General features: G+C 64.7%; 26 protein-coding genes. 13 read left to right on the top strand and 13 right to left on the bottom strand.

The window, feature by feature from the left end; genetic code table 11:
* Positions 1-43: 43 nt before the first annotated feature.
* The 5 genes from OKA04_RS11160 (at position 44) to OKA04_RS11140 (ending at position 5093) form a co-directional block, all read left to right on the top strand.
* Positions 44-1063 carry an efflux RND transporter periplasmic adaptor subunit gene (locus tag OKA04_RS11160; RefSeq protein ID WP_264501243.1) on the top strand — a complete coding sequence of 340 codons (1020 nt, stop codon included), beginning with the start codon at positions 44-46 and terminating at the stop codon, positions 1061-1063.
* Positions 1060-4101 (top strand): efflux RND transporter permease subunit, encoded by a 3042-nt coding sequence (locus OKA04_RS11155; protein ID WP_264501242.1) that lies wholly within the window; start codon positions 1060-1062, stop codon positions 4099-4101. The genes OKA04_RS11160 and OKA04_RS11155 overlap by 4 nt, the downstream gene beginning before the upstream one ends.
* 81 nt (positions 4102-4182) lie before the next feature.
* Entirely contained in the window at positions 4183-4491 is a 309-nt protein-coding gene (locus tag OKA04_RS11150) for a type II toxin-antitoxin system RelE/ParE family toxin (protein WP_264501241.1), read from the top strand.
* A complete protein-coding gene (locus OKA04_RS11145; protein WP_264501240.1) occupies positions 4488-4853 on the top strand; it encodes a type II toxin-antitoxin system MqsA family antitoxin in 366 nt (121 codons plus the stop codon). The genes OKA04_RS11150 and OKA04_RS11145 overlap by 4 nt, the downstream gene beginning before the upstream one ends.
* Positions 4854-4907: 54 nt before the next feature.
* Entirely contained in the window at positions 4908-5093 is a 186-nt protein-coding gene (locus OKA04_RS11140) for a hypothetical protein (protein ID WP_264501239.1), read from the top strand.
* Between the two features lie 6 nt (positions 5094-5099).
* On the opposite strand, the gene OKA04_RS11135 is transcribed toward OKA04_RS11140, so the two are convergent.
* From OKA04_RS11135 to OKA04_RS11110, 6 genes are all read right to left on the bottom strand, one after another.
* Positions 5100-5762 (bottom strand): HAD family hydrolase, encoded by a 663-nt coding sequence (locus OKA04_RS11135; protein ID WP_264501238.1) that lies wholly within the window; start codon positions 5760-5762, stop codon positions 5100-5102.
* Positions 5763-5812: 50 nt separating this feature from the next.
* The gene (locus tag OKA04_RS11130) at positions 5813-6727 is read right to left on the bottom strand and encodes an endonuclease/exonuclease/phosphatase family protein (RefSeq protein WP_264501237.1); all 915 of its coding nucleotides are present in this window, start codon (positions 6725-6727) and stop codon (positions 5813-5815) included.
* On the bottom strand, positions 6724-7023 hold the full coding sequence (locus OKA04_RS11125) for a winged helix-turn-helix domain-containing protein (protein WP_264501236.1): 300 nt from the start codon (positions 7021-7023) through the stop codon (positions 6724-6726). The genes OKA04_RS11130 and OKA04_RS11125 overlap by 4 nt, the downstream gene beginning before the upstream one ends.
* Positions 7020-7646, bottom strand: a complete 627-nt coding sequence (locus OKA04_RS11120) for a hypothetical protein (protein ID WP_264501235.1) — start codon at positions 7644-7646, stop codon at positions 7020-7022. Before OKA04_RS11120 ends, OKA04_RS11125 begins: the two co-directional genes overlap by 4 nt.
* A 125-nt stretch (positions 7647-7771) precedes the next feature.
* Positions 7772-8050, bottom strand: a complete 279-nt coding sequence (locus tag OKA04_RS11115) for a hypothetical protein (protein ID WP_264501234.1) — start codon at positions 8048-8050, stop codon at positions 7772-7774.
* Positions 8051-8110: 60 nt separating this feature from the next.
* Positions 8111-8794 carry a rhomboid family intramembrane serine protease gene (locus OKA04_RS11110; protein WP_264501233.1) on the bottom strand — a complete coding sequence of 228 codons (684 nt, stop codon included), beginning with the start codon at positions 8792-8794 and terminating at the stop codon, positions 8111-8113.
* Between the two features lie 167 nt (positions 8795-8961).
* Here OKA04_RS11110 and OKA04_RS11105 point away from each other — a divergent pair, with 167 nt between their 5' ends.
* From OKA04_RS11105 to OKA04_RS11095, 3 genes are all read left to right on the top strand, one after another.
* The gene (locus OKA04_RS11105) at positions 8962-9471 is read left to right on the top strand and encodes a TlpA family protein disulfide reductase (protein ID WP_264501232.1); all 510 of its coding nucleotides are present in this window, start codon (positions 8962-8964) and stop codon (positions 9469-9471) included.
* A 99-nt stretch (positions 9472-9570) separates the two neighbouring features.
* Entirely contained in the window at positions 9571-10350 is a 780-nt protein-coding gene (locus tag OKA04_RS11100; RefSeq protein WP_264501231.1) for a DUF4328 domain-containing protein, read from the top strand.
* 150 nt (positions 10351-10500) lie between these two features.
* Positions 10501-11271 carry a DUF4328 domain-containing protein gene (locus OKA04_RS11095; RefSeq protein ID WP_264501230.1) on the top strand — a complete coding sequence of 257 codons (771 nt, stop codon included), beginning with the start codon at positions 10501-10503 and terminating at the stop codon, positions 11269-11271.
* Positions 11272-11295: 24 nt separating this feature from the next.
* Here the strand turns inward: OKA04_RS11095 and OKA04_RS11090 are convergent, their stop codons facing one another.
* Both OKA04_RS11090 and OKA04_RS11085 read right to left on the bottom strand, forming a co-directional pair.
* A complete protein-coding gene (locus OKA04_RS11090; protein ID WP_264501229.1) occupies positions 11296-12159 on the bottom strand; it encodes a hypothetical protein in 864 nt (287 codons plus the stop codon).
* Positions 12160-12180: 21 nt separating this feature from the next.
* On the bottom strand, positions 12181-12987 hold the full coding sequence (locus OKA04_RS11085; protein ID WP_264501228.1) for a hypothetical protein: 807 nt from the start codon (positions 12985-12987) through the stop codon (positions 12181-12183).
* Positions 12988-13082: 95 nt separating this feature from the next.
* Here OKA04_RS11085 and kbl point away from each other — a divergent pair, with 95 nt between their 5' ends.
* Positions 13083-14279, top strand: coding sequence for a glycine C-acetyltransferase (gene kbl, locus OKA04_RS11080; protein ID WP_264501227.1), 1197 nt, complete (start codon positions 13083-13085; stop codon positions 14277-14279).
* A gap of 99 nt (positions 14280-14378) precedes the next feature.
* Here kbl and OKA04_RS11075 read toward each other — a convergent pair whose 3' ends face one another.
* Positions 14379-15449 (bottom strand): hypothetical protein, encoded by a 1071-nt coding sequence (locus OKA04_RS11075; protein WP_264501226.1) that lies wholly within the window; start codon positions 15447-15449, stop codon positions 14379-14381.
* Positions 15450-15634: 185 nt separating this feature from the next.
* Here OKA04_RS11075 and rnhA point away from each other — a divergent pair, with 185 nt between their 5' ends.
* Complete coding sequence (gene rnhA, locus OKA04_RS11070) at positions 15635-16099, top strand: ribonuclease HI (RefSeq protein ID WP_264501225.1); 465 nt, start codon at positions 15635-15637, stop codon at positions 16097-16099.
* Between the two features lie 17 nt (positions 16100-16116).
* Here rnhA and OKA04_RS11065 read toward each other — a convergent pair whose 3' ends face one another.
* Together OKA04_RS11065 and OKA04_RS11060 are read right to left on the bottom strand one after the other, a co-directional pair.
* Positions 16117-17427, bottom strand: coding sequence for a sensor histidine kinase (locus OKA04_RS11065; protein WP_264501224.1), 1311 nt, complete (start codon positions 17425-17427; stop codon positions 16117-16119).
* 15 nt (positions 17428-17442) lie between these two features.
* Positions 17443-18645: an OmpP1/FadL family transporter gene (locus OKA04_RS11060; RefSeq protein ID WP_264501223.1), complete on the bottom strand. Its 1203-nt coding sequence runs from the start codon at positions 18643-18645 to the stop codon at positions 17443-17445.
* Between the two features lie 261 nt (positions 18646-18906).
* Here OKA04_RS11060 and OKA04_RS11055 point away from each other — a divergent pair, with 261 nt between their 5' ends.
* Positions 18907-19146: a hypothetical protein gene (locus OKA04_RS11055; protein WP_264501222.1), complete on the top strand. Its 240-nt coding sequence runs from the start codon at positions 18907-18909 to the stop codon at positions 19144-19146.
* 158 nt (positions 19147-19304) lie between these two features.
* Here OKA04_RS11055 and miaB read toward each other — a convergent pair whose 3' ends face one another.
* A complete protein-coding gene (gene miaB / locus OKA04_RS11050) occupies positions 19305-20675 on the bottom strand; it encodes a tRNA (N6-isopentenyl adenosine(37)-C2)-methylthiotransferase MiaB (RefSeq protein ID WP_264501221.1) in 1371 nt (456 codons plus the stop codon).
* 68 nt (positions 20676-20743) lie between these two features.
* On the bottom strand, positions 20744-21322 hold the full coding sequence (purN, locus tag OKA04_RS11045) for a phosphoribosylglycinamide formyltransferase (protein ID WP_264501220.1): 579 nt from the start codon (positions 21320-21322) through the stop codon (positions 20744-20746).
* 105 nt (positions 21323-21427) lie between these two features.
* Between purN and OKA04_RS11040 the strand changes: the two genes are divergently transcribed.
* The gene (locus OKA04_RS11040; RefSeq protein WP_264501219.1) at positions 21428-21718 is read left to right on the top strand and encodes a ribbon-helix-helix protein, CopG family; all 291 of its coding nucleotides are present in this window, start codon (positions 21428-21430) and stop codon (positions 21716-21718) included.
* Positions 21715-22098 (top strand): type II toxin-antitoxin system VapC family toxin, encoded by a 384-nt coding sequence (locus OKA04_RS11035; RefSeq protein ID WP_264501218.1) that lies wholly within the window; start codon positions 21715-21717, stop codon positions 22096-22098. The genes OKA04_RS11040 and OKA04_RS11035 overlap by 4 nt, the downstream gene beginning before the upstream one ends.
* Positions 22099-22103: the final 5 nt, after the last annotated feature.

The raw sequence follows: 22103 nt of genomic DNA, 5'->3' as shown, positions 1-22103 counted from the left end.
GAAGGATTGACCCGCTTCCGTCTCTCACCGGCCCGAACGTCGCATGCCGCAACCCATCACCAGACTGCTCGCCTGTTCGCTGCTGCTCGCACCGGCATCGCTCTTCGCCCAGGCCAAGGGGCCTGCCGCCCCGGTCGCCGCGGAAGTCTTCCGCGTCATCGAGACCCCCATGGCAAACACGGTGAAGACCGTGGGCACCCTGCGTGCGAACGAATCCGTGGACATCGTGCCCGAGCTGACGAAGCGGCTCGCGAAGATCGAGGTCCACGAGGGCGCGCAGGTGGAAAAGGGCGACGTGCTCTTCGTGCTGGATGACAGCGACCTCGCTGCCGAGCTGGCGGAGATCGACGCTCGTTTGAAACTGGCCGAGGCGAACAAGACCCGCACCGACTCCCTGCTGCCGCAGCGGGCGATCAGCCGTCAGGCCTACGACCTCGCCGCGGCCGAGTACGACATTTTCAAGGCGCAGAAGGACACCAAGCAGGTCGAGCTTTCCAAGACCCGCATCCTCGCTCCCTTCGCCGGGAGGACCGGCATCCGCCGCGTGAGCGAGGGCGCGCTGGTGAAGCCGGAGACCGTGCTGATGACCCTGCAGGACCTCTCCCACATCAAGGTCGATTTCCCTCTGCCCGAGCGCTACGCGAGCGAGGTGAAGACGGGGCAGAAATTCACCTTCACCGTCTCCGGGAATGCGAAGGCATTCGAGGGTCAGGTGGAAGTCATCGAGCCCGCCGTGGAGGCGGCCACGCGCAGCCTGCAGGTCCGCGGCATCTGCAGCAGCCCGCAGGGCCTCCTGCCGGGGGGCTTCGCCGAGGTGACGCTGCAGCTCGATACCATCGAGAACGGCTACGCCATCCCCAGCCAGGCCGTGGTGCCCTCGTCGAAGGGTCAGGGCGTGTACGTGCTGAAGGACGGCAAGGCCGAATTCCGCGACATCGAGATCGGCATCCGCACCTCGGGCCAGGTCCAGGTGCTGCGCGGACTGAATGAGGGCGACCAACTCCTCACCACGAACCTGCTGCGCCTCCGCCCCGGCGTGTCCGTCCAAGCCGTCCAGCCGTGAGTCTAGCCGAGACCAGCATCAAGCGTCCCGTGCTCGCCACGGTGATGTCCCTCGTCATCCTGCTCTTCGGCATCACCGGCTTCTATTTCCTGGGGGTCCGCGAGTATCCGGCGGTCGATCCGCCGATCGTCACCATCCAGACGAACTACCCGGGCGCGAATCCGCAGGTCATTGCCTCTCAGATCACCGAGCCTCTGGAGGCCGTCATCAATGGCATCGCGGGCATCCGCACGATGACCTCCGAGTCCCGTGAGGAGCGCTCCACCATCACGGTGGAATTCACGCTCGATACCGATCTGGACGATGCCGCGAATGACGTCCGCGACCGCGTCTCGCGCGCCGTGAGAAACCTGCCCGTGGATGCAAATCCGCCGGTGGTGGAAAAGGCGGACGCCGACTCGCAGCCCATCCTCTTCCTCTCCGTCCGTAGCGACCAGCGCTCCATCCTGGAAGTCAGCGACCTCGCCGACCGCCTGATCCGCGAGCGCATGGAGACCATCCCCGGCGTCTCGTCCGTCCGCATCATGGGCGAGAAGCGCTTCGCCATGCGGCTGTGGATGGACCCGGTGAAGCTGGCCGTCCACCGCGTGACGCCCATCGATGTCCAGAACGCGCTCGACGCGCAGAACGTCGATCTGCCCAGCGGCCGCCTCGAGGGCACCACCACGGAGCTGTCCCTCCGCACGCTCGGCCGGCTGAATACGCCGGAGGACTTCGAGAATCTCATCATCAAGGAAGAGAACGGTCGCCAGATCCACTTCCGCGACGTGGGCTATGCCGAGCTCGGCGCGGAGAACCTGCGCACCGGCACGAAGCGCGACCTCGTCTACTCCATCGGCGTCGCCGTCATCCCGCAGCCGAATACGAATGCCATCGCGATCACCGATGAATTCTACAGGCGCTTCGAGCAGGTCAAAAAGGAGATGCCGTCCGATATCACGCTGGATGTCGGCTACGACTTCACGCGCTTCGTCCGCCGCTCGGTGGCGGAGGTGGAGGAGACGCTCTTCATCGCCTTCGGCCTCGTCGCGCTGATCATCTACCTCTTCCTCCGCGACTGGCGCTCCACCGTCATCCCGGTCATCGCCATCCCGGTCTGCATCGTCGCCGGCTTCTTCATCATGTATGTGGCGGGATTTTCGATCAACGTGCTCACGTTGGTCGCCATCGTCCTGGCCATCGGTCTCGTCTGCGATGACGCCATCGTGGTGCTGGAGAATATCTACACGAAGATCGAGGACGGCATGGCTCCGCTGGAGGCGGCGATCAAGGGATCGCGCGAGATCTACTTCGCGGTCATCTCCACGACCATCGCGCTCGCGGCGGTCTTCCTGCCCATCATCTTCCTCTCCGGCCTGACCGGCCGGCTTTTCCGTGAATTCGGCATCACGCTCGCGGGGTGCGTGCTGGTCTCCGCCTTCGTCGCGCTGACGCTGTCGCCGATGATGTGCCGCTTCATGCTAAAGCAGCACAAGCCGGGGTGGTTCCACCGCCTCACGGAGCCCTTCTTCACGCTGCTCACCCGCAGCTACCGCGGCTCGCTCGGGCTCTTCCTGAAATTCCGCTGGGTGGCCTTCCTCGTCCTCGCGGGGAATGCCGTGCTCATCGTGATGCTCGCGCAGTCCCTGCCGCGCGAACTTGCCCCGCTGGAAGACCGCGAGAACATCCGCGTGAGCGTGACCGCGCCGGAGGGCTCCAGCTTTGAATTCACCGAGAGCTGGATGGACAAGATCTCCACCTACGTGGACGACACCATCCCGGAGACGCAGGTGACCTTCACCATCATGGGTGGCATGGGCCGTACCGAGGCGAACGTGGCCACGCAGAACATCTACCTGAAGCCGCCGGAGGACCGCACCCGCAGCCAGGACCAGATCCACCGGCAGATCATGGATGACATGGGCGAGTTCACCGGCGTGCGCGCCTTCGCCACCCAGCCGCCGACCATCGGCGACCGCCGCGGGGGACAGCCGCTGGCATATGTGCTCCAGGCGCCGAATCTCGACGCGCTGATCGAGGTGCTGCCGAAATTCCTGGAAGAGGCGAACAAGAGCCCGGTGCTCCGCCAGATCGACGCCGACCTGAAGGTGAACCGCCCCGAAGGCGTGATCTCCATCAACCGGAACAAGGCCGCCGAGCTCGGCATCTCCGTGGAGCAGATCGCGCGCACGCTGGAGTTCGCCTACTCCGGCCGTCGCTTCGCCTACTTCCTGAAGGACGGCAAGCAGTACCAAGTGATCGGCCAGATGCAGCGCCAGGATCGCAATGACCCCGGCGACCTGAAGAAGCTCTTCGTGCCCTCGAAGAGCGGCGAGATGGTCTCGCTGGACAACCTCGTGCAGTTCGACGAATCGGCCAGCCCGGCCGCGATCTTCCGCTTCAACCGAGCGGTCTCCGCGACCATCCAGGGCTCGCCCGCGCCCGACAAGACGATCGGCGACGGCATCGCCGAGCTGGACCGCATCGCGGGTGAAGTGCTGCCCGAGGGATTCCGCACCGCGCTCGCCGGACAGTCGCGCGACTTCGCCGAGAGCTCGTCCAGCCTGCTCTTCGCCTTCTGCCTCGCGCTCATCATCATCTACCTGGTACTCGCCGCGCAGTTCGAGAGCTTCATCGATCCCTTCATCATCATCCTCACCGTGCCACTGTCGCTGGCCGGTGCCTTCCTCACGCTGCAGGTCACCGGCCAGACGCTGAATGTCTTCTCGCAGATCGGCATCATCATGCTGGTCGGCATCGTCACGAAGAACGGCATCCTCATTGTGGAATTCGCCAACCAGCGGAAGGAGCAGGGCCTGAAGAAACTGGATGCCGTGCTGGACGCCTCGGTCGCCCGCCTGCGCCCCATCCTCATGACAAGCATGGCCACCATCCTCGGCGTGGCCCCCATCGCCCTGTCGCTCGGCGCTTCCGCCGGCTCCCGCCAATCCCTCGGCATCGCCGTCGCCGGCGGCCTGATCTTCTCCGGCCTCCTCACCCTCTTCGTCGTCCCCGCGGTCTACGCGGTCTTCTCACGGGAACGGAAGGAAGAGGCGTGACGAATTTTCGCACTTCTGGATTCTGATAATTTTTATCAATTTCCATTGGAGAGTGGAGTCGCCTGAACTATTCTCCTCCGTGTGATCTTCACGGAATCGGTCGCGTTCGCCCGCAAGGTCTTCGATATTCTGACCGAGGATGAGTTGATCGCGCTGGAAGATTTGCTGATGGATTCACCGGATGCCGGGGCGATCATTCCCGGCTCCCGGGGACTGCGAAAAATCCGTGTGGCCAGCCGCGGCAAAGGCAAACGCGGAGGATCACGTGTCATTTACTACTGGTATGTCGATCCGGAGAAAATTCAGTTTTGCCGGATCTACGAGAAGTCAGACCAAGAGAATCTTTCCAAAGCCGAAGTGGAACAAATCCTCACCGAACTCGACCCATGAAGAAGAACGAGATGAAGGAAGTCCTCCAAGAGGTGCGCTCCGTGGAGCGGGGTGAGATCGCTCCTGCCCGCGTCCGCGAGGTCAAGCGCCTGCCCGATGGCACTCTCCAGCGCGTCGTGATCGATCCCGAGTCCTACCGCCTCAAACAAGCCCGTGCATGGAAGGCCAAGACCGAAGCGGCAAAGATCCGGCACGACTTGAATCTCACCCAACCGGACTTCGCCGAACTCCTCGGAGTATCCGTGGCAACCGTGCGGAAATGGGAACGCGGAACCGGGCAACCAAGCGGAGCCGCAAGAACTCTCCTCGCCGTGGCCAAGCATCATCCCGAGGTGATCCGCGAAGTGATCTCAGCTCGCTGAACTTGCACTTGGGAGTGTCGACGTTCCGTCGACACAACCCAGTCTGGGAAAACCATGAAACGGCTGCTGAAGATCCTCTTCGCCGCCGTCGTCCTGATCGCGATCACGCTCGGCTCAATCCTGATCCCAAAGCTCCGGAACATGCCGAGTGAGTATGCCATGGCGGACACAATCTACCGCCTGGGCAAATTCGCGCGCGACCTCGACATGGAGTTAAGCGAGGCGGGGAAGAGCGACTGAGCCCCCTCACCAAAGACCGCGCAGGAACAATACGTCCACCGTCTCCAGCGACGCCTCAATGCGGTCCGGCGCTTCCTTCTCCAGCGACTCGGCGGGATGCGTGGTGGTCACGGCCAGCGACTTCATCCCGGCGGCCTTCGCCGCGCGGATGCCGACGTGCGCGTCCTCGATGACCACACAGGACGCCAGATCGGCACCGAGCTTGGCGGCGGCCTTCAGGAAGACCTCCGGGTCAGGCTTGCCGCGCGAGACATCTTCCGAGGCGGCGATATCGTGGAAGAATCCACCGAGGCCGGTGAGTTCCAGCACGCACTCGACATTCGCCCGCGGCGTGGACGTGCCGATCGCGCAGGGAATGTCATTTGCCTTCAAATCCTCCAGGAGCGCCACCACGCCCGGCAGGGGCTGGATGCCATCGGCGCGGAGGATCTCGCGATAGAGCGATTCCTTCCGGTCGCCGAGCAGCTGGATGCCCGCGGCGTCTCCTTCCTCCGCCCAACCGAGGAAGGGCAGGATGCTCTCGTTCCGCTGGCCGAAGGTGGAGACGAAGGTCTCGCGGGTCAGCGTCTGGCCGAGTTCTTCCGCGAGCATGAACCAGGAGCGCTCGTGGGCTTCGTGGGAGTCGATCACCACGCCGTCGAAGTCGAAGATCACTGCGGAAAGGGGCATGCCCACAGGATGCGCCGATACGCCGGGCATGCAAGCCAGCCGACCGTCTCTCAACGCCCTACCATCCGGCACGTCACCATCGAGTGATCGGAGCCGTGGCTGCTCCGGGCGACCCACCGCGGCTGCCACTCCGCTCCCAGCCAGATGTGGTCCAGCGTGAGCAAGGGCGCGCCGTATGCCCACGTCTCGCGGAAGCCGCGGCGCGGGCCGTCATTCGCAAGCGAGAGGCCGTGCTCGCGCCACGGGCGGAACCACCGCGACTCCGGCGGTGTATTGAAGTCGCCCAGGATGATTGTCCGCGGATCACCCGCCGCCGCCCGCAGGATGCCCGCCATCGCCGGCTCGCGCGACAACCATGGCTGGGAGCGGATATCCACGATCACCACCGTCATCTCGCCATGGTCCGCCAGCATCACCCTCACCCGGTGGCAGCGGTAGAGCGGCCAATCCCCCAGCGACTCGTGCGAGAGGATCTTCCCACGTACGCCGAGCATCGTACTTCCGTCGAAGCGCCGCCACTCGTGCCCCGGGTTCGCCGCCGTGAAGCCCTGCCACTCCGCGGCGCTGAAGCTGCCGCACTCGATGACGCCGGACACGTCTGCCTGGCCCACGGCGGGCCACGCCGCGGGATTTCCGTCAAGGTCCCGCCCTGCATTCCACACGGACACCGTGATCTCGCCCGGAGTCGGGGAAGGCTCGCTATCGAGACGCCACGAATGCCAGCCCTCCAGCAGCGCGACGAGCACGCAGCCCCCCGCCATCACGCGGAATCCCCAATGCCGGAGCGCACACACCGCCAGCACCCCGGCGGCTAAGCGCAGCAGCCAGGACGTCCCGTAGTGGAGCGTCGCGGTGATGGCCGTGCCATCCTGCCCGCGGCACAGCAGCCCGGCCCAGGCAATGGCGAGCCCGCCGATGGCGACCGCCTGCACGACCCGCCGCCACCACCGCCCGCGCTTCATCATTTCCCCAGGTGGAGGATCTGCTCGAGGATGCCCAGGTAGTCCTCGAAGGCCTTCCGGCCCGGCTTCGTCAGCGTGTAGAGTGTCTGCGGGCGGCCGTCTCCCGTGTGCTTTTCGCCGGAGATATAGCCGGCCTGCTCAAGCGTGCGGAGGTGGGTGATCAGGTTCCCGTCGCTCATGTCCAACTCGCCCTTCAGGTCCTGGAAAGGCCACGGCTCCACGCGGGAAGCGAGCAGCGTCATGATGCCGAGCCGCCCCTTCTCGTGAATCGTTTTGTCGAGTTTGGAAAAGTCGATCATGCGCCCGGCCCGTCGCGGCGGGTGGTGGTGACGATGGCGGCCCCGTAAAGCAAGTGGAAGCCTCCAAACGTGATGGCCATCAGTCCGGAGGCACCGACCTTCGCCAGCATCGGCTGCATCGTCTGGAAAAGCGTCATCCCGGCCAGGGCTGCGAGACCGACGATGAGGAAGGCAAGGCCCAGCCAGATCATCGACTTGGGCGCGAACTCACGGATGGCCAGCAGCGCGAGCCCGTAGTGGAGGATCCAGAAACACGCGGAGAGCATCTCGGCCCCCGGCATGCCGGACCTCAGATAGAGCAGCCCGACGAAGCCTCCGACCACCAGCGACGGCGTCGCCCCGCGCAAGGCCACCTTGAGCCCGTGCGACCAGACGATACGCTTGTGCGCGTGGGCCGCCCTCAGCAATTGCCAGATGGCGAAGACCAGCACGATCGCCAGCCCACCGAGCCACACGCTTCCCCACTTCCATCCGTGGCGGTCTTCCGAGATCCACCCGGCCGCGAGGGACATCGCGCCGCCAATCAGGGCAGCCTCACCGGAAAGCGCGCGGAAGATGGTGGCGCGTTCCATCATCGTGCGGATCACGCGCAACTGCTCTGCCGCTTCCTGGTGGGTCGTCATGCGCGTTGCTTTGCCATGCAAAGCGCCGACTTAACAAGCGTTCTTCACGGTTTAACTCCGGAATTTTTCCCTGGCTGTCTTCTCGGTGCCCGTCAGGCAGGCAGCGGCCTCATAGAAACGCCCGCCTATTTCCCGCCACCATAGCCGGCGGGCTTGCGGAAGCCGTCATTGTAGCCCCAGACGTAGTCCTTGCGGAAGGCCCCGGGCAGGGTGCGGTCCTCATTGATGTGGGGATCGTAGGCCTTGCCGTGGAGGCGGTCTCCGCTGCCATCCACATGACCGCGATAGTAGGCATCGCGGGGACTGTATCCCGCGGCCTGATAGCCCGGGGCGTAGGTGGAGGAGCAGGAGCTTCCGGCGACAGCCAGAATCACGCCCAGTGGGACCAGGATGAACGTTTTCATAGCATTCTCCCTCTAACACCGTAACCCCAGCCGGTCGAGGGACTTTTAGAAAGGCCGCCGTCAGCGCTGGTGGGCGGTCGCACCCCGCGGGCGGGGAGCCGCGAGAGCCGTCAGGACCAGCCCGCCGACGAAGCCCCCGATGTGCGCGCCGTAGGCCACATTCCCCGGCGCATGGCTCATCAGCGAGGTGTAGTCGATCGCGACGCCGAGCACACCGATCAACGCGAGCTGGCCGGGCGAGACCGGGCGGGCCATCGGCCAGATGTGCGGCTCCGGCAGCGCCCAGCGGGTCGCCAGCCCGAGGTAGGCTCCTTCGAAGCCCATCAAGGCCCCGGACGCGCCGAGCATGGGCACCGGGCTGTTCGCATTCAGCACCACATCGAAGATCCCGCCGCTGACCGCGGTGAAGACGAAGATCCCGAACATCCAGCGCACCCCCAGCAGCTCCACCGCCAGCGCGGCGAAGACCCACAGGAAAAGCATGTTGTACACGATGTGCTCCGGGTCGGCATGGAGGAAGGCATAGGTGATCAAGGTGCCGAAGGCCTTGTAATCCGCGATCCCTGCTGTCCCTTCCCGGAGGTTCTGCCAGCTCCCACTGATCTCCGCCGGGATGGCCATGAAGGGGAAATACCACTCCCAGCCCTGCACCTCTTGGAAAAAGAAGATCCCGAACATCACCACGATCAGCCCGAGCAAGGCACCCTGCTCACGGAAGAGCTCGCGGACGGCATCATTTCTCATCTCCCGGGCACCATGCGGCGGGATGCCGTGCCACCGCAAGACCAAGCGATTACATGACAATCGCCCCCGGAAAACCGCCCGATATCCCGGGAATCTGCGGGCAGATCACAAAAATTTGAATCGATGCGGGATCGGTGACGTTATAGGACGTTGATACGTCTCTGCCTATGAAAGCTATCCCTGCCCTGATCGCACTCGTTGCGCTCGCCCTCCCGGCCTTCGCCGCGGACAAGAAGAACAAGGACAAGGCCTCCGTGCCGGATGCCTCCGTCAGCCAGGTGAAATGGGCTGAAGTTGTGAACGGTGCCTCCTTCGACAAGGACGCCCTCACAGGCAAGGTCGTCGTCGTCGAGGAGTGGGGCGTCAATTGCGGCCCCTGCATCGCCAGCCTGCCCGACATGGCCAAGCTCGCGAAACGCTACGACAAGAAGGGCCTCGTGGTCGTCGGACTGGAGCGCCAGAACGGCACGAAGGAGCAGATCCTCAAGCTGCTGAAGCCCGCCCGCGTGGAATACCCCGTGATGGCCGGTGGCAATGGCCCGGTGCCGAGCGACGGCATCCCGCACGCCATGGTCTTCGGCACCGATGGCAAGCTCGTCTGGCACGGCCATCCGGCCAGCGATGAATTCGAGGACGCCGTGAAGGACGCCCTCAAGACCGTGGCGAAGACGAAGTAAGCCGCGCCTGATTTTCACTTTCCCAACGCCGCTCCGGTCCCTCCGGGGTGGCGTTTTTTCGTGTCGTGACTGCGGCCAGCCCTCCAACCTCCGCTTTTCATGGACTCCGAAGAGGTCAACCCATACGCCACACCCGCCATAATCGCGGAGTCACCGATCGGCTCGGCTCCGGAGGTCATGGGCAAATATGGCCCGTATCGCGACAATCGTCGCCTCGCCGCTTGGTTGATCGGCCTGCTGTTTCTCAGCATCGCTCACCATCTCTGGATCGGAGCGCGGGATCTCGCTCATTTGCTGGGAAACAACGGAGAGGAAGCGATGCGACCGACGTCCGCCGACAGTTACCTGTCTTACACCGGGATTTCGGCAGTAATTCCCTGTCTGGTCCTCTTCGGAACTTGGATCGTTCGCTCCGGAAAGAATGCTTGGCTCTTCGCGGAAGTCAGCCGCATGCGCACACGAGCGGGCTTTCAGGTGAAGCAATCCGTCCTCCACTATACCCCGCGTTGGTCGGTTGGCTGGTACTTCGTTCCCATCGCCTGCCTTTGGAAGCCATTCGTGGCGATGCGCGATATCGTGCGCGCCTCGACGCTCCGCGAGGGACCGCCGGATTTCTTGCTGCGGTCCTGGTGGACCCTGTGGATCTTGTGCGTGATCATCGGCAGCGCCGACGATGCAAACATTGGCCGGAAGTCTGAAACGGAGGCATTGATCTGGGCCACTGCGCGAGCCTTTGTCATCGCGCTTTTTCTCGTCGCCATCCTGCTGGTACGGGCGGTGACCGCCTTGCAGACGAGCACTGCCGCGGCGCTGGCAAAGGCGGACGTCAGCGAACCCAGTCGGCAAGCTCGTCTGGCAGGGCAACCCGGCCAGCGATGAATTCAAGGACGCCCTCAAGACTGTGGCGAAGACGAAGTAAGCAAGCCGCCCCGGCATTCTCCGATTTCACAAGCCGCTCCCGAGCTCCCGCTCAGGGGCGGTTTTTTTTCGCCAGCCGGTCCGGATTCTGTTGCGATGCGATTACCTCCCATGTCGTCCGATACCGATCCGAATCCCTATCTTCCCCCGGCTTCCGGGAGCTCTCCGCCCGGGCTTCCCGGCGGATTCCCGGGCCAGCCGCGGGAGCTGCGCATCAAGGACCCGCGCGCTTGGGGATGGGCGGCGATCTCTTTCATCTCGCTCAATTGCCTGACCCTGACCCTGCGGATGGTGGAGGTGGGCCACCCGGGATGGCTGATCTTCATCGCCCTCTCCATCCTGACGACCCTGCTGGGGGCGATGGTCACCTACCTGGTCTGGATCTACCGGGTCGCGTCGAATACGAAGATCATCAATCCCCACTCCTCCACCTCGCCCGGCTGGGCGGTGGGCAGCCATTTCGTCCCGGTGGCGAACTGGGTCCTGCCCGCCATGATGGTGAAGGAAATCGCCGACGGCACCTTCCGCCCGCGACCGCCGAAGTACACCGGCTATGTGATCGCGGTCTGGTGGGTCAGCCTGATGCTTCACAATATCGCCATGACCTACCAATCCGACTCCGCCTTCATCCCCGTGCTCGGCTGGGCGGCAGGCATCGGCGCGGCATGGCTCATCATCCGCATCAGCGCCCGGCAGTGGGAGCTGCGCGAGTCCGGCCTGCCCGTCGCACCCCGGCCCGTGATGTTGGCGACCGGTGGACCCCGCCCCGTCTCCGCGACGCGGCTGCCCCAGCCGACGCGACCGGAAGGAGCGCCGCTCCATCGCCCGGGTCCGCCCTCGCCCAATCGACCGACACCGGCCGCGCCCGAGAAGGAGGTCTGAATCCTCCCCCCGGACCACCGTTTCTCATCGTGCGCGATCCACGCGCACGAGCGTGAGCCAGCTTCGTCCCGTGGCCTTGCCATCGGAGGTGCGCGGCGCTTCCTGGATCGCCTTGATCCGCCACTCGCCCTCACACATCCGGATCAGCCCGCTCGTCCGGATGGAGGAGAAGGCGGGCATCTCGATCAACAAATCATCGGCACCGTAGGAGATCATCCCGGACAGCGACACGGAGTCGAAGGCCAGGCTCACGTCCCAGGTCTTTTCCTCCACCTGCACGGGCTGGACCACCGCCTCCAGGGTCGCTCCCGTATTGCGGGTCTCGAAGGAAGTCGGGACGGAATATTTACCCGCCGCATCCAGCCAGCGCTGCCAGGCTGCAGTTTCCTTCGTCTGCTGCTCGCTCCTTTCAGCCGATTGGCTGGGCGGCCCCACGGGAGGCTCGTATTCGGTCGGGTAGATGAATTCCAGGATCGATTCGTTCAAGGTGCGGGACTTCTCGTCCGTCGCCGCCAGGAAGGAGTGGATGAGGATCGAGGAATCATCCGCCAGCAGGTCCTTCCGCAGCGTCGCCAGATCCCCCGGTGCATGGACTTCATCGACCTGCCCGGCCAATTTCTTCGTCGCGATGTCCCACACCTCCAGCCGGAGTTGCAGCGCCTGGCGGGCCTCCTTCCCTCGCTGGGCGGGGATCTTCGCCTGATATCCGAAGACCCCGCCGGGTGCGAAGGGGTCGTTTGTCGAGCCGTCGAGGGCCTCGGTGTCCTCCGGGGCCATCTCGATCTCCGGCTTCGGCGGCGCGGCAGCCTCCGGCTGCTTTGCTTCCTCACCAGCCACCACCGCAAGGCCGAGCAGCCACGCGGACATCAGTATCGTTCGGGTTTTCATGGGTTATTGGGAAAAGGTTTCTCATTCATCGGCATCGATCCGGACCAGCGTGACCCAGCGCTTGTCGGACGACTTGCCCTCCATACCTCTCGGAGGCTCCTGAGCACCGAGCAGCCTCCATTTGCCCTCCTCCAAGCGGGCACCCCCGGTGGATCGGAAAGTGGCGAAAACCGGCATCGCAACGTCTGCCGGGGCATTGGCGTACACATCCTTTCCCACCAGTTGCACGTCTTCCAAGTTGACCGCAACATTCCAAATCTTCTCCTCCCCCTTAACGGGATCAACCGCCACCTCCAAGGTAATGCCGGTATTCCGGGTCTCGAACGACGTCGGCACGACATCCGTCAGCATTCGCTCGATCACCTCCACCCAGTTCTCCGGGGGCTCCTTCCTTTCCTGCATGGCACCGTGGCCTCCCAGCGAGGGTGGCTCGTACTCCGTGGGGTAGATCCGCTCGGTGATGCTCTCCATCAATTCCCTCTTCGAAGCATCGATCGCCAGCACCGGGCTATTAATGAGAGTCACTCCAGGGGCTCCGGCCAACCATTCCGCACGCAGTTTCGCCAAGGCTGCCGCGTCGCGCACGTCGTCGAGCCGCCGGGTGATCTCCAGCGCCGGTGCCTCCCAGGTCTCGATCCTGATCCGCAGCGGCTTTCCTCCCTCCGGCATCTTTTCTCCCAGAGAGCCTACCGGCGGGCTGGAAGACTCGGCCTCTTTCTCTTGTCCGGCGGCCGTCACGAGACCGGCCAGCCACCCCAGCAGCAAGATTGTTCGGATTTTCATCATCAAATGGGCAAACCCACTAAACGCAGAGGGGGCTTTCCGCATTCATTTCCGCGCGAGGAAATTTCCGCCAATTCCGCAAATCCCCTGCGCATCATTGTCATTCCCTCTGACACGATCCCTGCTAGACAAAGCCCGCCATGTTCTCCGACGCGCTCGCCAATCACCTCCGCACGACGCTTTCCGAAATCGAATCCGCCGGCCTCTACAAGCGCGAGCGCCTGATCGACTCCACGCAAAACTCCACCGTCCGCCTGAAGGACGGCCGCGAGGTGATCAACATGTGCGCGAACAACTACCTCGGCCTGGCAGACCACCCGGAAGTCGTCGCCGCCGCCAAGGCCTCCCTCGACCGCTGGGGCTTCGGCATGGCCAGCGTGCGCTTCATCTGCGGCACCCAGACGCTGCACAAGCAGCTCGAGGAAAAGATCAGCGAATTCCTCGGCACCGAGGACACCATCCTCTACCCGAGCTGCTTCGACGCGAATGGCGGCCTCTTTGAAGTCCTCCTCACCGAGCAGGACGCGGTCATCTCCGACTCGCTGAACCACGCCTCGATCATCGATGGCGTGCGCCTCTGCAAGGCCAAGCGCTTCCGCTACGCGAACAATGACATGGCGGACCTCGAGGCCCAGCTCCAGGCAGCCGATGCGGCCGGAGCGCGCTTCAAGCTGATCACCACCGATGGCGTCTTCTCGATGGACGGCATCATCTGCGACCTCGGCAAGGTCCACGAACTGGCCGCGAAGTACAACGCGCTGGTCCACTTCGACGACTGCCACTCCACCGGCTTCCTCGGCGCGCGCGGCCGCGGCACGCACGAGCATTGCGGCCTCTTCGGCAAGATCGACCTCACCACCGGCACGCTCGGCAAGGCACTCGGCGGTGCCTCCGGCGGCTACACTTCCGGCAAGAAGGAGATCATCGACCTGCTGCGCCAGCGCTCCCGCCCGTATCTTTTCTCGAACACCATCGCCCCGCCGATCGTGGCCGCATCGCTGAAGGTCTTCGAAATGCTGGAAGCCTCGACCGAACTCGCCGACCGCGTGAAGACGAATACCGACTACTTCCGCACCGCCATGGCCAGCACCGGCTTCACCATCGCGGGGAAGGATCACCCGATCTCCCCGGTCATGCTCGGCGATGCCGCGCTGTCCCAGCAATTCGCCGACAAGCTGCTGGAAAAGGGCGTCTATGCCATCGGCTTCTTCTACCCCGTGGTCCCGCAGGGCAAGGCCCGCATCCGCACCCAGATCAGCGCCGCCCACACGAAGGAGCAGCTCGACAAGGGCATCGAGGCCTTCGTCTCGACAGGCAAGGAGCTCGGGGTGATCTGATTTGCTTTCGTAGCGGGGCGACTGCGTCGCCCCGGCAGGGGGAGGTGGAAGCTTGCGACCCTACCCGGTGTCAACCGGAGGGCTGTCCATTTCCCCCGCTCACTTCCCCGGATACTTCTCCAGCATCCAGTCGTTCGCGGCAGCTGCACCGAAGAGCTTTGCGCGGTCGAAGAAAAGCGACCAGTCACCCTCCTCCACCGCGGGATCGCCCATCAGGGCCATGATCCGCTCCGCGTTTCCGGTCAGCGTTTCCTTCTGTCGGGCCATCTCCTCAAGCCGCGCCTGCGACTCCGCGGAATCGAGACCCGCAAGAGCGCTCTTTTCGACCACCATCCCTACCAGCGCGTCCACGATCGTGCCGCTGTTCTGGAGCTGCCGCCCGAGGCCGATCTGAAGGTCGCGCACCTCCTGCGCAGACCCGCTGTCTCCCGCCGACTCATACTCGGCCTGCAGCTTTGCCATGCTGTCGCCCAGATTCCGGAGCCGGAGGATCTCGGTTTTGGTGGACCCAAAGAGCGCCGCCATCTTTGCCTTTGTAGCCGGATAGTCCGACGAGAGATAGGCCTCCTCGTCGCTCTGCGCGTTCGCCACCGTGAAGTCGTTCACCGGCTTGCCTGCCATCTGCCGCAGCTCCGCGAGCGCCTCGTCCTTCTTGCCGAGATCAAGTAGCCCGCGTGCCGACAGGCAGTAGCCCAGCGCGTTGCCGGGATCCACCCGCTTGAGATTCTCTAGGACGGCCAGCCGCTTCGCTGGATCATGCGCCTCGGACAGGCTTGCGAAGATGACCTGCGGATGATCCGGAAATCTCTCCAAGGCCTCCTCGAGGTAAGCCTTCCCGCCGCCAAGCCGGAAGGCAGACAGGAGCGACTCCATGCTCCTGTTCCGCCCGCTCACGAAGGCATGGATCTGCGCGGCGGAGAGATTCTCTTCGATCACGTCTTCCGGTGATCCTCCCATGGCTTCGCTCAGGGAGCGGTTGCGCTTGGCCGCAGGGCGTTCGCGCCTGCTCTCCTGAAGACGGGACGCCAAGCCATTGCCGCCCTTGTCCGCTGTCCCGTCCGACGAGGCGGATGACTCCGATGCCCGGTCCCACGACAGCACCATCAATAGCGCCAGAAGGCAGGCAAGCGGCAGCCATGCAACCGCCTTCTTGGGAAAACGAACTGCCATCCGTCTCATCCCCTATCAACTCCCTCCTATCGGAAAAAGAGGAATCTCTATCATGCCCGGCCCCGGCGACCCGGCCTTGGCAACTGACCGCGAATCCCCTCCGTCCAGTCCGCCTCATTTCAGGGAAGCCTTGGCAGCTTTTCGAATTGCATCGGGCCGCCTGCCGCCTACCCCTTGCCCGCCCAATGAAACGCGTGGTCATCCATACCGACGGTGCCTGCAAGGGCAATCCCGGCCCCGGCGGCTACGGCATCGTCATGGTCTGCGGCCGCCACCGGCTGGAGCTGTCGAAGGGCTACACTCGCACGACCAACAACCGCATGGAACTCCTCGCCACCATCGTGGCACTGGAGACGCTGAAGGAACCGTGCGAGATCGAGCTGCTGTCCGACTCCCGCTACGTCATCGACGCGATGACGAAGAACTGGATCAAGGGCTGGAAGGCAAAAGGCTGGCGCACCGCGAGCAATGGCCCGGTGAAAAACCAAGACCTCTGGATGCGCCTCGCCGCCGTCGCGGAGACCCACAAGGTGACTTGGAAGTGGCTGCGCGGCCACGCCGGCCACAAGGAAAACGAGCGCTGCGACGTGCTCGCCGTGACCGCCGCCACCGGCCGCGGGCTGCTCGTGGATGCGGGCTTTGACGGCTGACTCCCGCCTCCTTTGCCTCACCCGTCCGCCAGCTCGTGCGATAGCCCACGCGCCAGCACGGCGATGCGTTGCAGCTCGTGCTGGCATTGGTCGTAGCGCGCGCGCAGCGGGCCGGGCGGGCAGCTTTCCCGCGTGATCTCCCAGCGCATCGACTCCGCCACCAGCTCCTGCGCCAGCACGTCATGGAGATACGAGGAGAAGTCATCGCGAGCCGCCGGCAGGCCACCGGCCCAGGTATTGTGGACGAGCGAGGCGAAGGACCCTGCATTCGCCGCCGCGGGAAGCTGGTCCGGCCTGCGCGCCGCGATCAGCTCCAGGCTCGTCGATCCGGTGACGCGCAGCACCACCGGGCGCGCGAGCAGGGCCACCAGCCCGAGCTCCAGCCAGTGCAGCGGATCCACCTCGCCCTGCCATGAGACGCGGCAGCGCACGCGGTCCGTGCCGCTCTCGGTCTCGGTCACTTCACCCGCGCCGATGTGCCGCAGCTCGGCATCCAGCCATTCGGAAAATTTCGCCAGGTCATCGGGGGCCCGCCGCGCCTCCGGCAGGCGGGACTCGATCCATCCCGCCGCGACCGGCCATTCCGAGAAGATCGCCTCCAGCCCGCCGAAACGCTCCACGCGCTCCTGCCAGCGGCCGGTGACTTCCTCCGCGCGGCCCGCCGCGACACCACGGTCGAGACGCCCGCTGGAAAGCAGCCACTCCCACAGCGTGCGCGTCGGCGCGGGCAAGCGGAACTCGATCACCGTGCCCTCGATGGGATGCACCAGCACCTCGCCCCCGCAGCGCGCCATGCGGCGGCGCATGGTCTCCATGCCGATGCCGCCCGCCTTCGTCGGGGAGATGCCGCGGCCATTGTCCGCCACGGTCACCGCGCAGCCCTTTTGCCAAGGAACCATCAGCACCTCGATGCGACCGGCCACGGCGTGCTTCATCGCATTCCCGATCGCCTCGCGCACCGCGAGATAGAGCTGGCGGGATGCCTCGCGCCCGATGTCCGGCACCTTGCCCAGCCGCTTCATCGAGATCTCGCCACCGCCGCGGGTGAAGCCCTGCAGCTTCACCTCCCAGCCGTGCCACGCCTGGTCCAGCGACTCCACCGCCCCGGCGTGATCCGTGGCGGCAAAGCTCTCGCTGACCGAGGCGAAGACATTCTCCAGCGACTGGCGCGGGCCGTCCGGGATCTCCGCGCGCGGGTGATTCACGCGCTCCACCAGTGCCTCCAGCGGCACGATGACCTCGCTGCGAATGCGGTCGCTCACACGGGAGCCATCCCACGCTCCATCGCGCCGCCTGAAAGGCATCCAGTGGTCAAAGGGATCGCTCATGCATGAAAAACCGAACTACCAGAACCATCGTACCCCGGCGGAGAAGCCGTGCGCGCGATAGGTCATCTTTCCATCCGCGCTCGCACCCGAGAGGGTCGGCGCGCTGCCGGTGATCTGGCGCGGCTCGCCGTAGCCGTACTGATAGGTGAAGTCCGCCGCCCAGCACTCCGTGCGATAGCCGGTGCCGATGCTCACGACATGCAGGTCCACGTCCGGCAGGCGCGGGTTGAAGTTCGCATCCGGCGTCGTCTTCTCGGCGAACCAGTAGCCTCCGCCGACCCACCAGCCCGACGCCCACTTGCGGGTCACGCCGGCGGCGATGACATAGCTGTCTTCCCAATTCATCGGCTCCACGATGGTGCCGCCCGGTTGCTCCAGGGTGAAATTCTCGAAGGACGACCAGTCATTGAAAGTCACGTCCACCTCGAAGAGCCACTTCTCATTCGGCGTCCACGCATAGCCGACGGTGGCCTCCAACGGGAACTCCAGCTCGGACTTCACCGGGCTGATCGCCACGCCCGGAGCGGGCAAGATCAGCGCCGTGGTGCTGTGACCCTTGTAGGTGACGGGGGACCAGTAACGCGCCGTGCCGCCGATGCGGTGGCCCTCCAGCGGCTCCCACATGAAGCCACCTCCGACGCCCCAGCCCTGGCCATCGCCCTCGACCGAAAACGTGTCCCCGGGGACGAAGAGCCCGCGGTTGATATCCGCGGTGCTTTCCACCGCGCTCACGGAGAGCCCGAGGCGGAAGGACGGCGTGACCTCGATCCCCAGCGCGGCGGTGCCCGCCATGAAAAGCAACTCCGTCTCCGTCGCGTAGGCACGCAGCGGGGAATTGTCCGGCCACTCGTTCTTCTGGCCGAAGGGAGAGTAGAGACCGAGGCCGAGCGTCACGCGGTCGCTGAGCGGTGTGGAGGCGAAGGCACTGGCCGCCACCGCCGGGCCGTCCTTCAGGTCCGTGTGGCCTGCCGGGCCGGTGTGGGCCACCTTGTAGTCCAGCACATATCCCGTGAGCAGCAGGTCCGAGCCCTCGCCCGAGCCGAGCATCGCGGGATTGTAGTAAACGGCGGACGCATTGCCATTCGACGCCACGCCCGCATTTCCGCGTGCAAGCACCTCGGGATCGTGATAGGTGAACTCGATGCCAAGCCCGTAACTCCGCGTCATCAGGACGGCGGAAAGGAGCAAGCTGGCACGACACACTAGGGAGAGTTTCATCTCGCGAGTCTCCCTAACACGGGTTCATACGCAAGAGCCAGTCGCGCATTATGGGAAATTCTCCCATGCCAACTCGGGTACTATCCCTATGGCGCTACGTAGATCTACTTTGGATGATCCCCGGCGACTCAGGTATCCCCTCCCCATCCTGATCGTGCGCATGAACCGATCCACCCAGAACCGTCCCGATCTTTTCCCCTCCCAGGGACTGTTCATGCGGACGGGACCGGCTCATGCGTTCTCTCCAATGCCCCCCCTCGGATGAAATGGTTCGATCCAACGGGCGCTACTCGTCCCGGTCCGGCGGATCCCCGCCGGACCGGCGCCGAGGCGGCTGACGGGAAGTCCGTCCAGATCAGCCTGCCACCGCCGCTTTTCCGCTGGCTCTCCCGGCCCATCTGCTCCGCCTGGGGCTACCTCCCCGGCCTGCTGGGGCTCACCCACGGGGCCCACGGCATGATGGGGAAGCCTGCGCCTCCACCAGAAGATTTCCGGCCCTGACGGTTTCGGTGGGGTTTCGTGGCTGTGTCACTGCTCATGACCAGAGGTCCACGGAGTCCCCACCCGCCGGGGGTGCGTGCCGCCGGTCCTCCCGGTCCACGCGCTCCCGGTGAGCAGGGGCCGGTGCCGGTGGACCAGACGCGGGAAAAAAGCCGCCCTCAGATGACGCTGCCGTAGAGCGTGAAGCCGGTGCTTTCCTCGACGCGGATGTCGAGGAACTGGCCGGTCAGCTTGTGGGCGTCACCGTCGAAGATGAGGATCTTGTTCGTGACGGTGCGGCCGGTCAGGCGCTGCTTGTTCGTCTTCGACGGGCCTTCGCAGAGGACCTGCTGGACGGTGCCGACGAGGGCCTGGTGCTTGGCCTTGGCGATCTCGTTCACCACGTCGAGCAGGCGCTGGTTCCGCTCTTCCTTCACGCGCTCGGGGAGCTGGCCGTCCATCTCGGCGGCCGGGGTGTCCTTCCGCTTCGAGTAGCGGAAGACGAAGGCATTGTCGAATTGCAGGCGCTGCACGGTATCCACCGTGGCCTGGAAGTCCTCCTCCTCCTCGCCGGGGAAGCCGACGATGATGTCCGTCGTGATGGCGATGCCGGGCCGCGCGGCCTTCATCTTCTCGCAGATCTCGACGAACTTCTGGTTTTTGTACGGGCGGCGCATCAGCTTCAGGATGCGGTCCGATCCGCTCTGCATGGGGAAGTGGATGTGCGAGCAGAGCTTCGGCAGATAGGTGAAGGCGGCCACGAGATCGTCGCGGTAGCCGATAGGGTGCGGCGAGGTGAAGCGGATGCGCTCGATGCCATCCACCGCATGCACCGCCTCGAGGAGCTGAACGAAGGGCGACTTGCCATCGACCTTTTCGAATTCGGTGCGGCCGTAGAGATTCACGATCTGGCCGAGCAGCGTGATCTCCTTCACCCCGTGGTCGCGGAGGCGCTTCACCTCCTCGACGATCTCCGGGATCGGACGGCCGCGTTCCTTCCCGCGCGTGTCCGGCACGATGCAGAAGGAGCAGCGCATGTTGCAGCCCTGCATGATGGAGACGAAGGCGGACGCATTGAGGTCCTTCGGGATGTGGTCGCGGATCGTATTCTGCGAGCCTGCTTCCTCCTCCACATCGCAGACGCTCTCGCCGGTCAGGGAGAGCTCCAGCTCATCCATGCGGCGGTGGAGCCGGCGCTGGAGGATGGTGTCCACGTAGTCGAAGACCTTGTGATACTTCTGCGTGCCCACCACCACGTCGAGGTGCGGGATACGCTCGAAGAGTTCCGGGCCGCGGCTCTGCGCCATGCAGCCCATGAAGCCGAAGACGACGTGCGGCTTGTTCCGCCGGTAGCTGCCCATGCTGCCCATCTTGCCGAGCGCCTTTTGCTCGGCCTGGTCGCGCACGGAGCAGGTATTCACGAGGATGGCGTCGGCGTCCGTTTCTTCACCGGTGACGGTGTAGCCGCCCTCGGTGAACATTTGCGCGACTTGCTCGGAGTCGCGCTCGTTCATCTGGCAACCGTAGGTGCGTATAAAAACCTTGGGCATGGTGGCTGGGGCGGCGGACGCTAGCGACCGCGCGGGGAGCTTTCAAGGCGTTAGAAATCCGACGGATCTCACAGTCCGAGCGTGTCGGCCACCTTCCGGATGGCCTCCGGGTAGAGCCGGTGCTCCTCCACCTGGATGCGCTGGTGGAGCGTCTCGGCGGTGTCTTCCGGGAAAACGGGCACTTTCGCCTGCAGGATCACCGGGCCGGTGTCCATGCCATCGTCCACGTAGTGAACGGTGCAGCCGGACTCGCTGGCGCCTGCCTCGATGGCCTGCTTCCAGGCGGCGACGCCGGGGAAAGCGGGCAGGAGCGCCGGGTGGATATTCAGGATGCGGTCCGGGAAGGCCGCCAGCAGCGGGGCCTTCACCAGCCGCATGAAGCCCGCGAGGCAGATCAGGTCCACGCCCGCGGCCTGCAGGGCGGCGACGGTCTCGGCCTGCGCCTCATCCGGGAACTTCGTCTTGAAGCCGCGGCAATCGATCAGCCCGGTGGGAATGCCCGCCTTCTTCGCGCGCTCCAGGATGTAGCCCTCCGGATTGTCGGAAAGCACCAGCGCGATCTCCGCGTCCAAGGTACCCGCGGCGATCGCATCGAGGATCGCTTGCATGTTCGAACCGGAACCGGAGCCGAGGATACCGAGGCGCATGCGGGGAAGACAGATGGCCGGGGAGGAACTTCCAAGTGAGAAGTGCGGCGCGGCGAAAAGGGGCAAGGATTGACGCGCGGCGGAAATGTGGTAATAAATTACCACATGGCTTCCTATTCGCCCCGGCTCGTGCGGACCAGCATGTCGCTGGATACCGTGACGCTCGGCCTGCTGGATGAGCTGGCAAAGCGCGAGTCCATCTCGAAGTCCGAGGTGATGCGTCGCGCGGTGCGCAAGCTGAAGGAGGAATCCGACCGCGAGGACCATCGCCTGTCGCCTCTCGCCGCGCTGGAATGGCTGCAAAAGCGTGGCGGGCTGGATTCGGCGGAGAGCGACGCTTTCAAGTCCGCCATCCGCGAGGAGCGGGATGCCAAGCGCTACTGGTGGGAGGCATGATCCACCTCGATACGAACTTCCTCGTCGAGCTGGCGACCATGGGCTCGGATGGCGGCAGACGGCTGCGCGAGTGGCTGAAGTCAGGCAGGCAGGTGGGCACCAGTGCCATTGCGTGGTCGGAGTTCTGCAATGGCCCGCTCTCGCACGAGCAGAAGGAAGCGGCCTTCGCGGTGCTGGATGAAAACATCGCCGACTTCACCTGGCGCGATGGCGAGGAGGCCGCGCGGCTCTTCAATCTCGGCGGACGGCGGCGCGGTTCACACGCGGACTGCATGATCGCCGCGAGCGCGATCGCCACCGGGGCAACGCTTGCCACGAGAAATCACGGCGATTTCGAGCGCTTCGTGCCCTATGGACTGAAGCTGGAGGTGCTTGAGTAAAGCGT

The organism is Luteolibacter flavescens (assembly GCF_025950085.1).
Taxonomy (GTDB): domain Bacteria; phylum Verrucomicrobiota; class Verrucomicrobiia; order Verrucomicrobiales; family Akkermansiaceae; genus Haloferula; species Haloferula flavescens.
The sequence above is the reverse complement of the archived record's forward strand: the minus strand, read 5'-3'. Positions and strand labels throughout refer to the sequence as shown.

Coding starts and splice junctions, on each gene's coding strand:
- OKA04_RS11120 (WP_264501235.1), bottom strand. CDS start 7,646: ATGACGACCCACCAGGAAGCGGCAGAGCAGTTGCGCGTGATCCGCACG.
- kbl (WP_264501227.1), top strand. CDS start 13,083: ATGTTCTCCGACGCGCTCGCCAATCACCTCCGCACGACGCTTTCCGAA.
- OKA04_RS11110 (WP_264501233.1), bottom strand. CDS start 8,794: ATGAGAAATGATGCCGTCCGCGAGCTCTTCCGTGAGCAGGGTGCCTTG.
- OKA04_RS11145 (WP_264501240.1), top strand. CDS start 4,488: ATGAAGAAGAACGAGATGAAGGAAGTCCTCCAAGAGGTGCGCTCCGTG.
- rnhA (WP_264501225.1), top strand. CDS start 15,635: ATGAAACGCGTGGTCATCCATACCGACGGTGCCTGCAAGGGCAATCCC.
- OKA04_RS11100 (WP_264501231.1), top strand. CDS start 9,571: ATGGACTCCGAAGAGGTCAACCCATACGCCACACCCGCCATAATCGCG.
- OKA04_RS11160 (WP_264501243.1), top strand. CDS start 44: ATGCCGCAACCCATCACCAGACTGCTCGCCTGTTCGCTGCTGCTCGCA.
- OKA04_RS11075 (WP_264501226.1), bottom strand. CDS start 15,449: ATGGCAGTTCGTTTTCCCAAGAAGGCGGTTGCATGGCTGCCGCTTGCC.
- OKA04_RS11055 (WP_264501222.1), top strand. CDS start 18,907: ATGAAATGGTTCGATCCAACGGGCGCTACTCGTCCCGGTCCGGCGGAT.
- OKA04_RS11105 (WP_264501232.1), top strand. CDS start 8,962: ATGAAAGCTATCCCTGCCCTGATCGCACTCGTTGCGCTCGCCCTCCCG.
- purN (WP_264501220.1), bottom strand. CDS start 21,322: ATGCGCCTCGGTATCCTCGGCTCCGGTTCCGGTTCGAACATGCAAGCG.
- OKA04_RS11035 (WP_264501218.1), top strand. CDS start 21,715: ATGATCCACCTCGATACGAACTTCCTCGTCGAGCTGGCGACCATGGGC.
- OKA04_RS11060 (WP_264501223.1), bottom strand. CDS start 18,645: ATGAAACTCTCCCTAGTGTGTCGTGCCAGCTTGCTCCTTTCCGCCGTC.
- OKA04_RS11095 (WP_264501230.1), top strand. CDS start 10,501: ATGTCGTCCGATACCGATCCGAATCCCTATCTTCCCCCGGCTTCCGGG.
- OKA04_RS11085 (WP_264501228.1), bottom strand. CDS start 12,987: ATGCGGAAAGCCCCCTCTGCGTTTAGTGGGTTTGCCCATTTGATGATG.
- OKA04_RS11140 (WP_264501239.1), top strand. CDS start 4,908: ATGAAACGGCTGCTGAAGATCCTCTTCGCCGCCGTCGTCCTGATCGCG.
- OKA04_RS11065 (WP_264501224.1), bottom strand. CDS start 17,427: ATGAGCGATCCCTTTGACCACTGGATGCCTTTCAGGCGGCGCGATGGA.
- OKA04_RS11040 (WP_264501219.1), top strand. CDS start 21,428: ATGGCTTCCTATTCGCCCCGGCTCGTGCGGACCAGCATGTCGCTGGAT.
- OKA04_RS11135 (WP_264501238.1), bottom strand. CDS start 5,762: ATGCCCCTTTCCGCAGTGATCTTCGACTTCGACGGCGTGGTGATCGAC.
- OKA04_RS11115 (WP_264501234.1), bottom strand. CDS start 8,050: ATGAAAACGTTCATCCTGGTCCCACTGGGCGTGATTCTGGCTGTCGCC.
- OKA04_RS11130 (WP_264501237.1), bottom strand. CDS start 6,727: ATGATGAAGCGCGGGCGGTGGTGGCGGCGGGTCGTGCAGGCGGTCGCC.
- miaB (WP_264501221.1), bottom strand. CDS start 20,675: ATGCCCAAGGTTTTTATACGCACCTACGGTTGCCAGATGAACGAGCGC.
- OKA04_RS11125 (WP_264501236.1), bottom strand. CDS start 7,023: ATGATCGACTTTTCCAAACTCGACAAAACGATTCACGAGAAGGGGCGG.
- OKA04_RS11090 (WP_264501229.1), bottom strand. CDS start 12,159: ATGAAAACCCGAACGATACTGATGTCCGCGTGGCTGCTCGGCCTTGCG.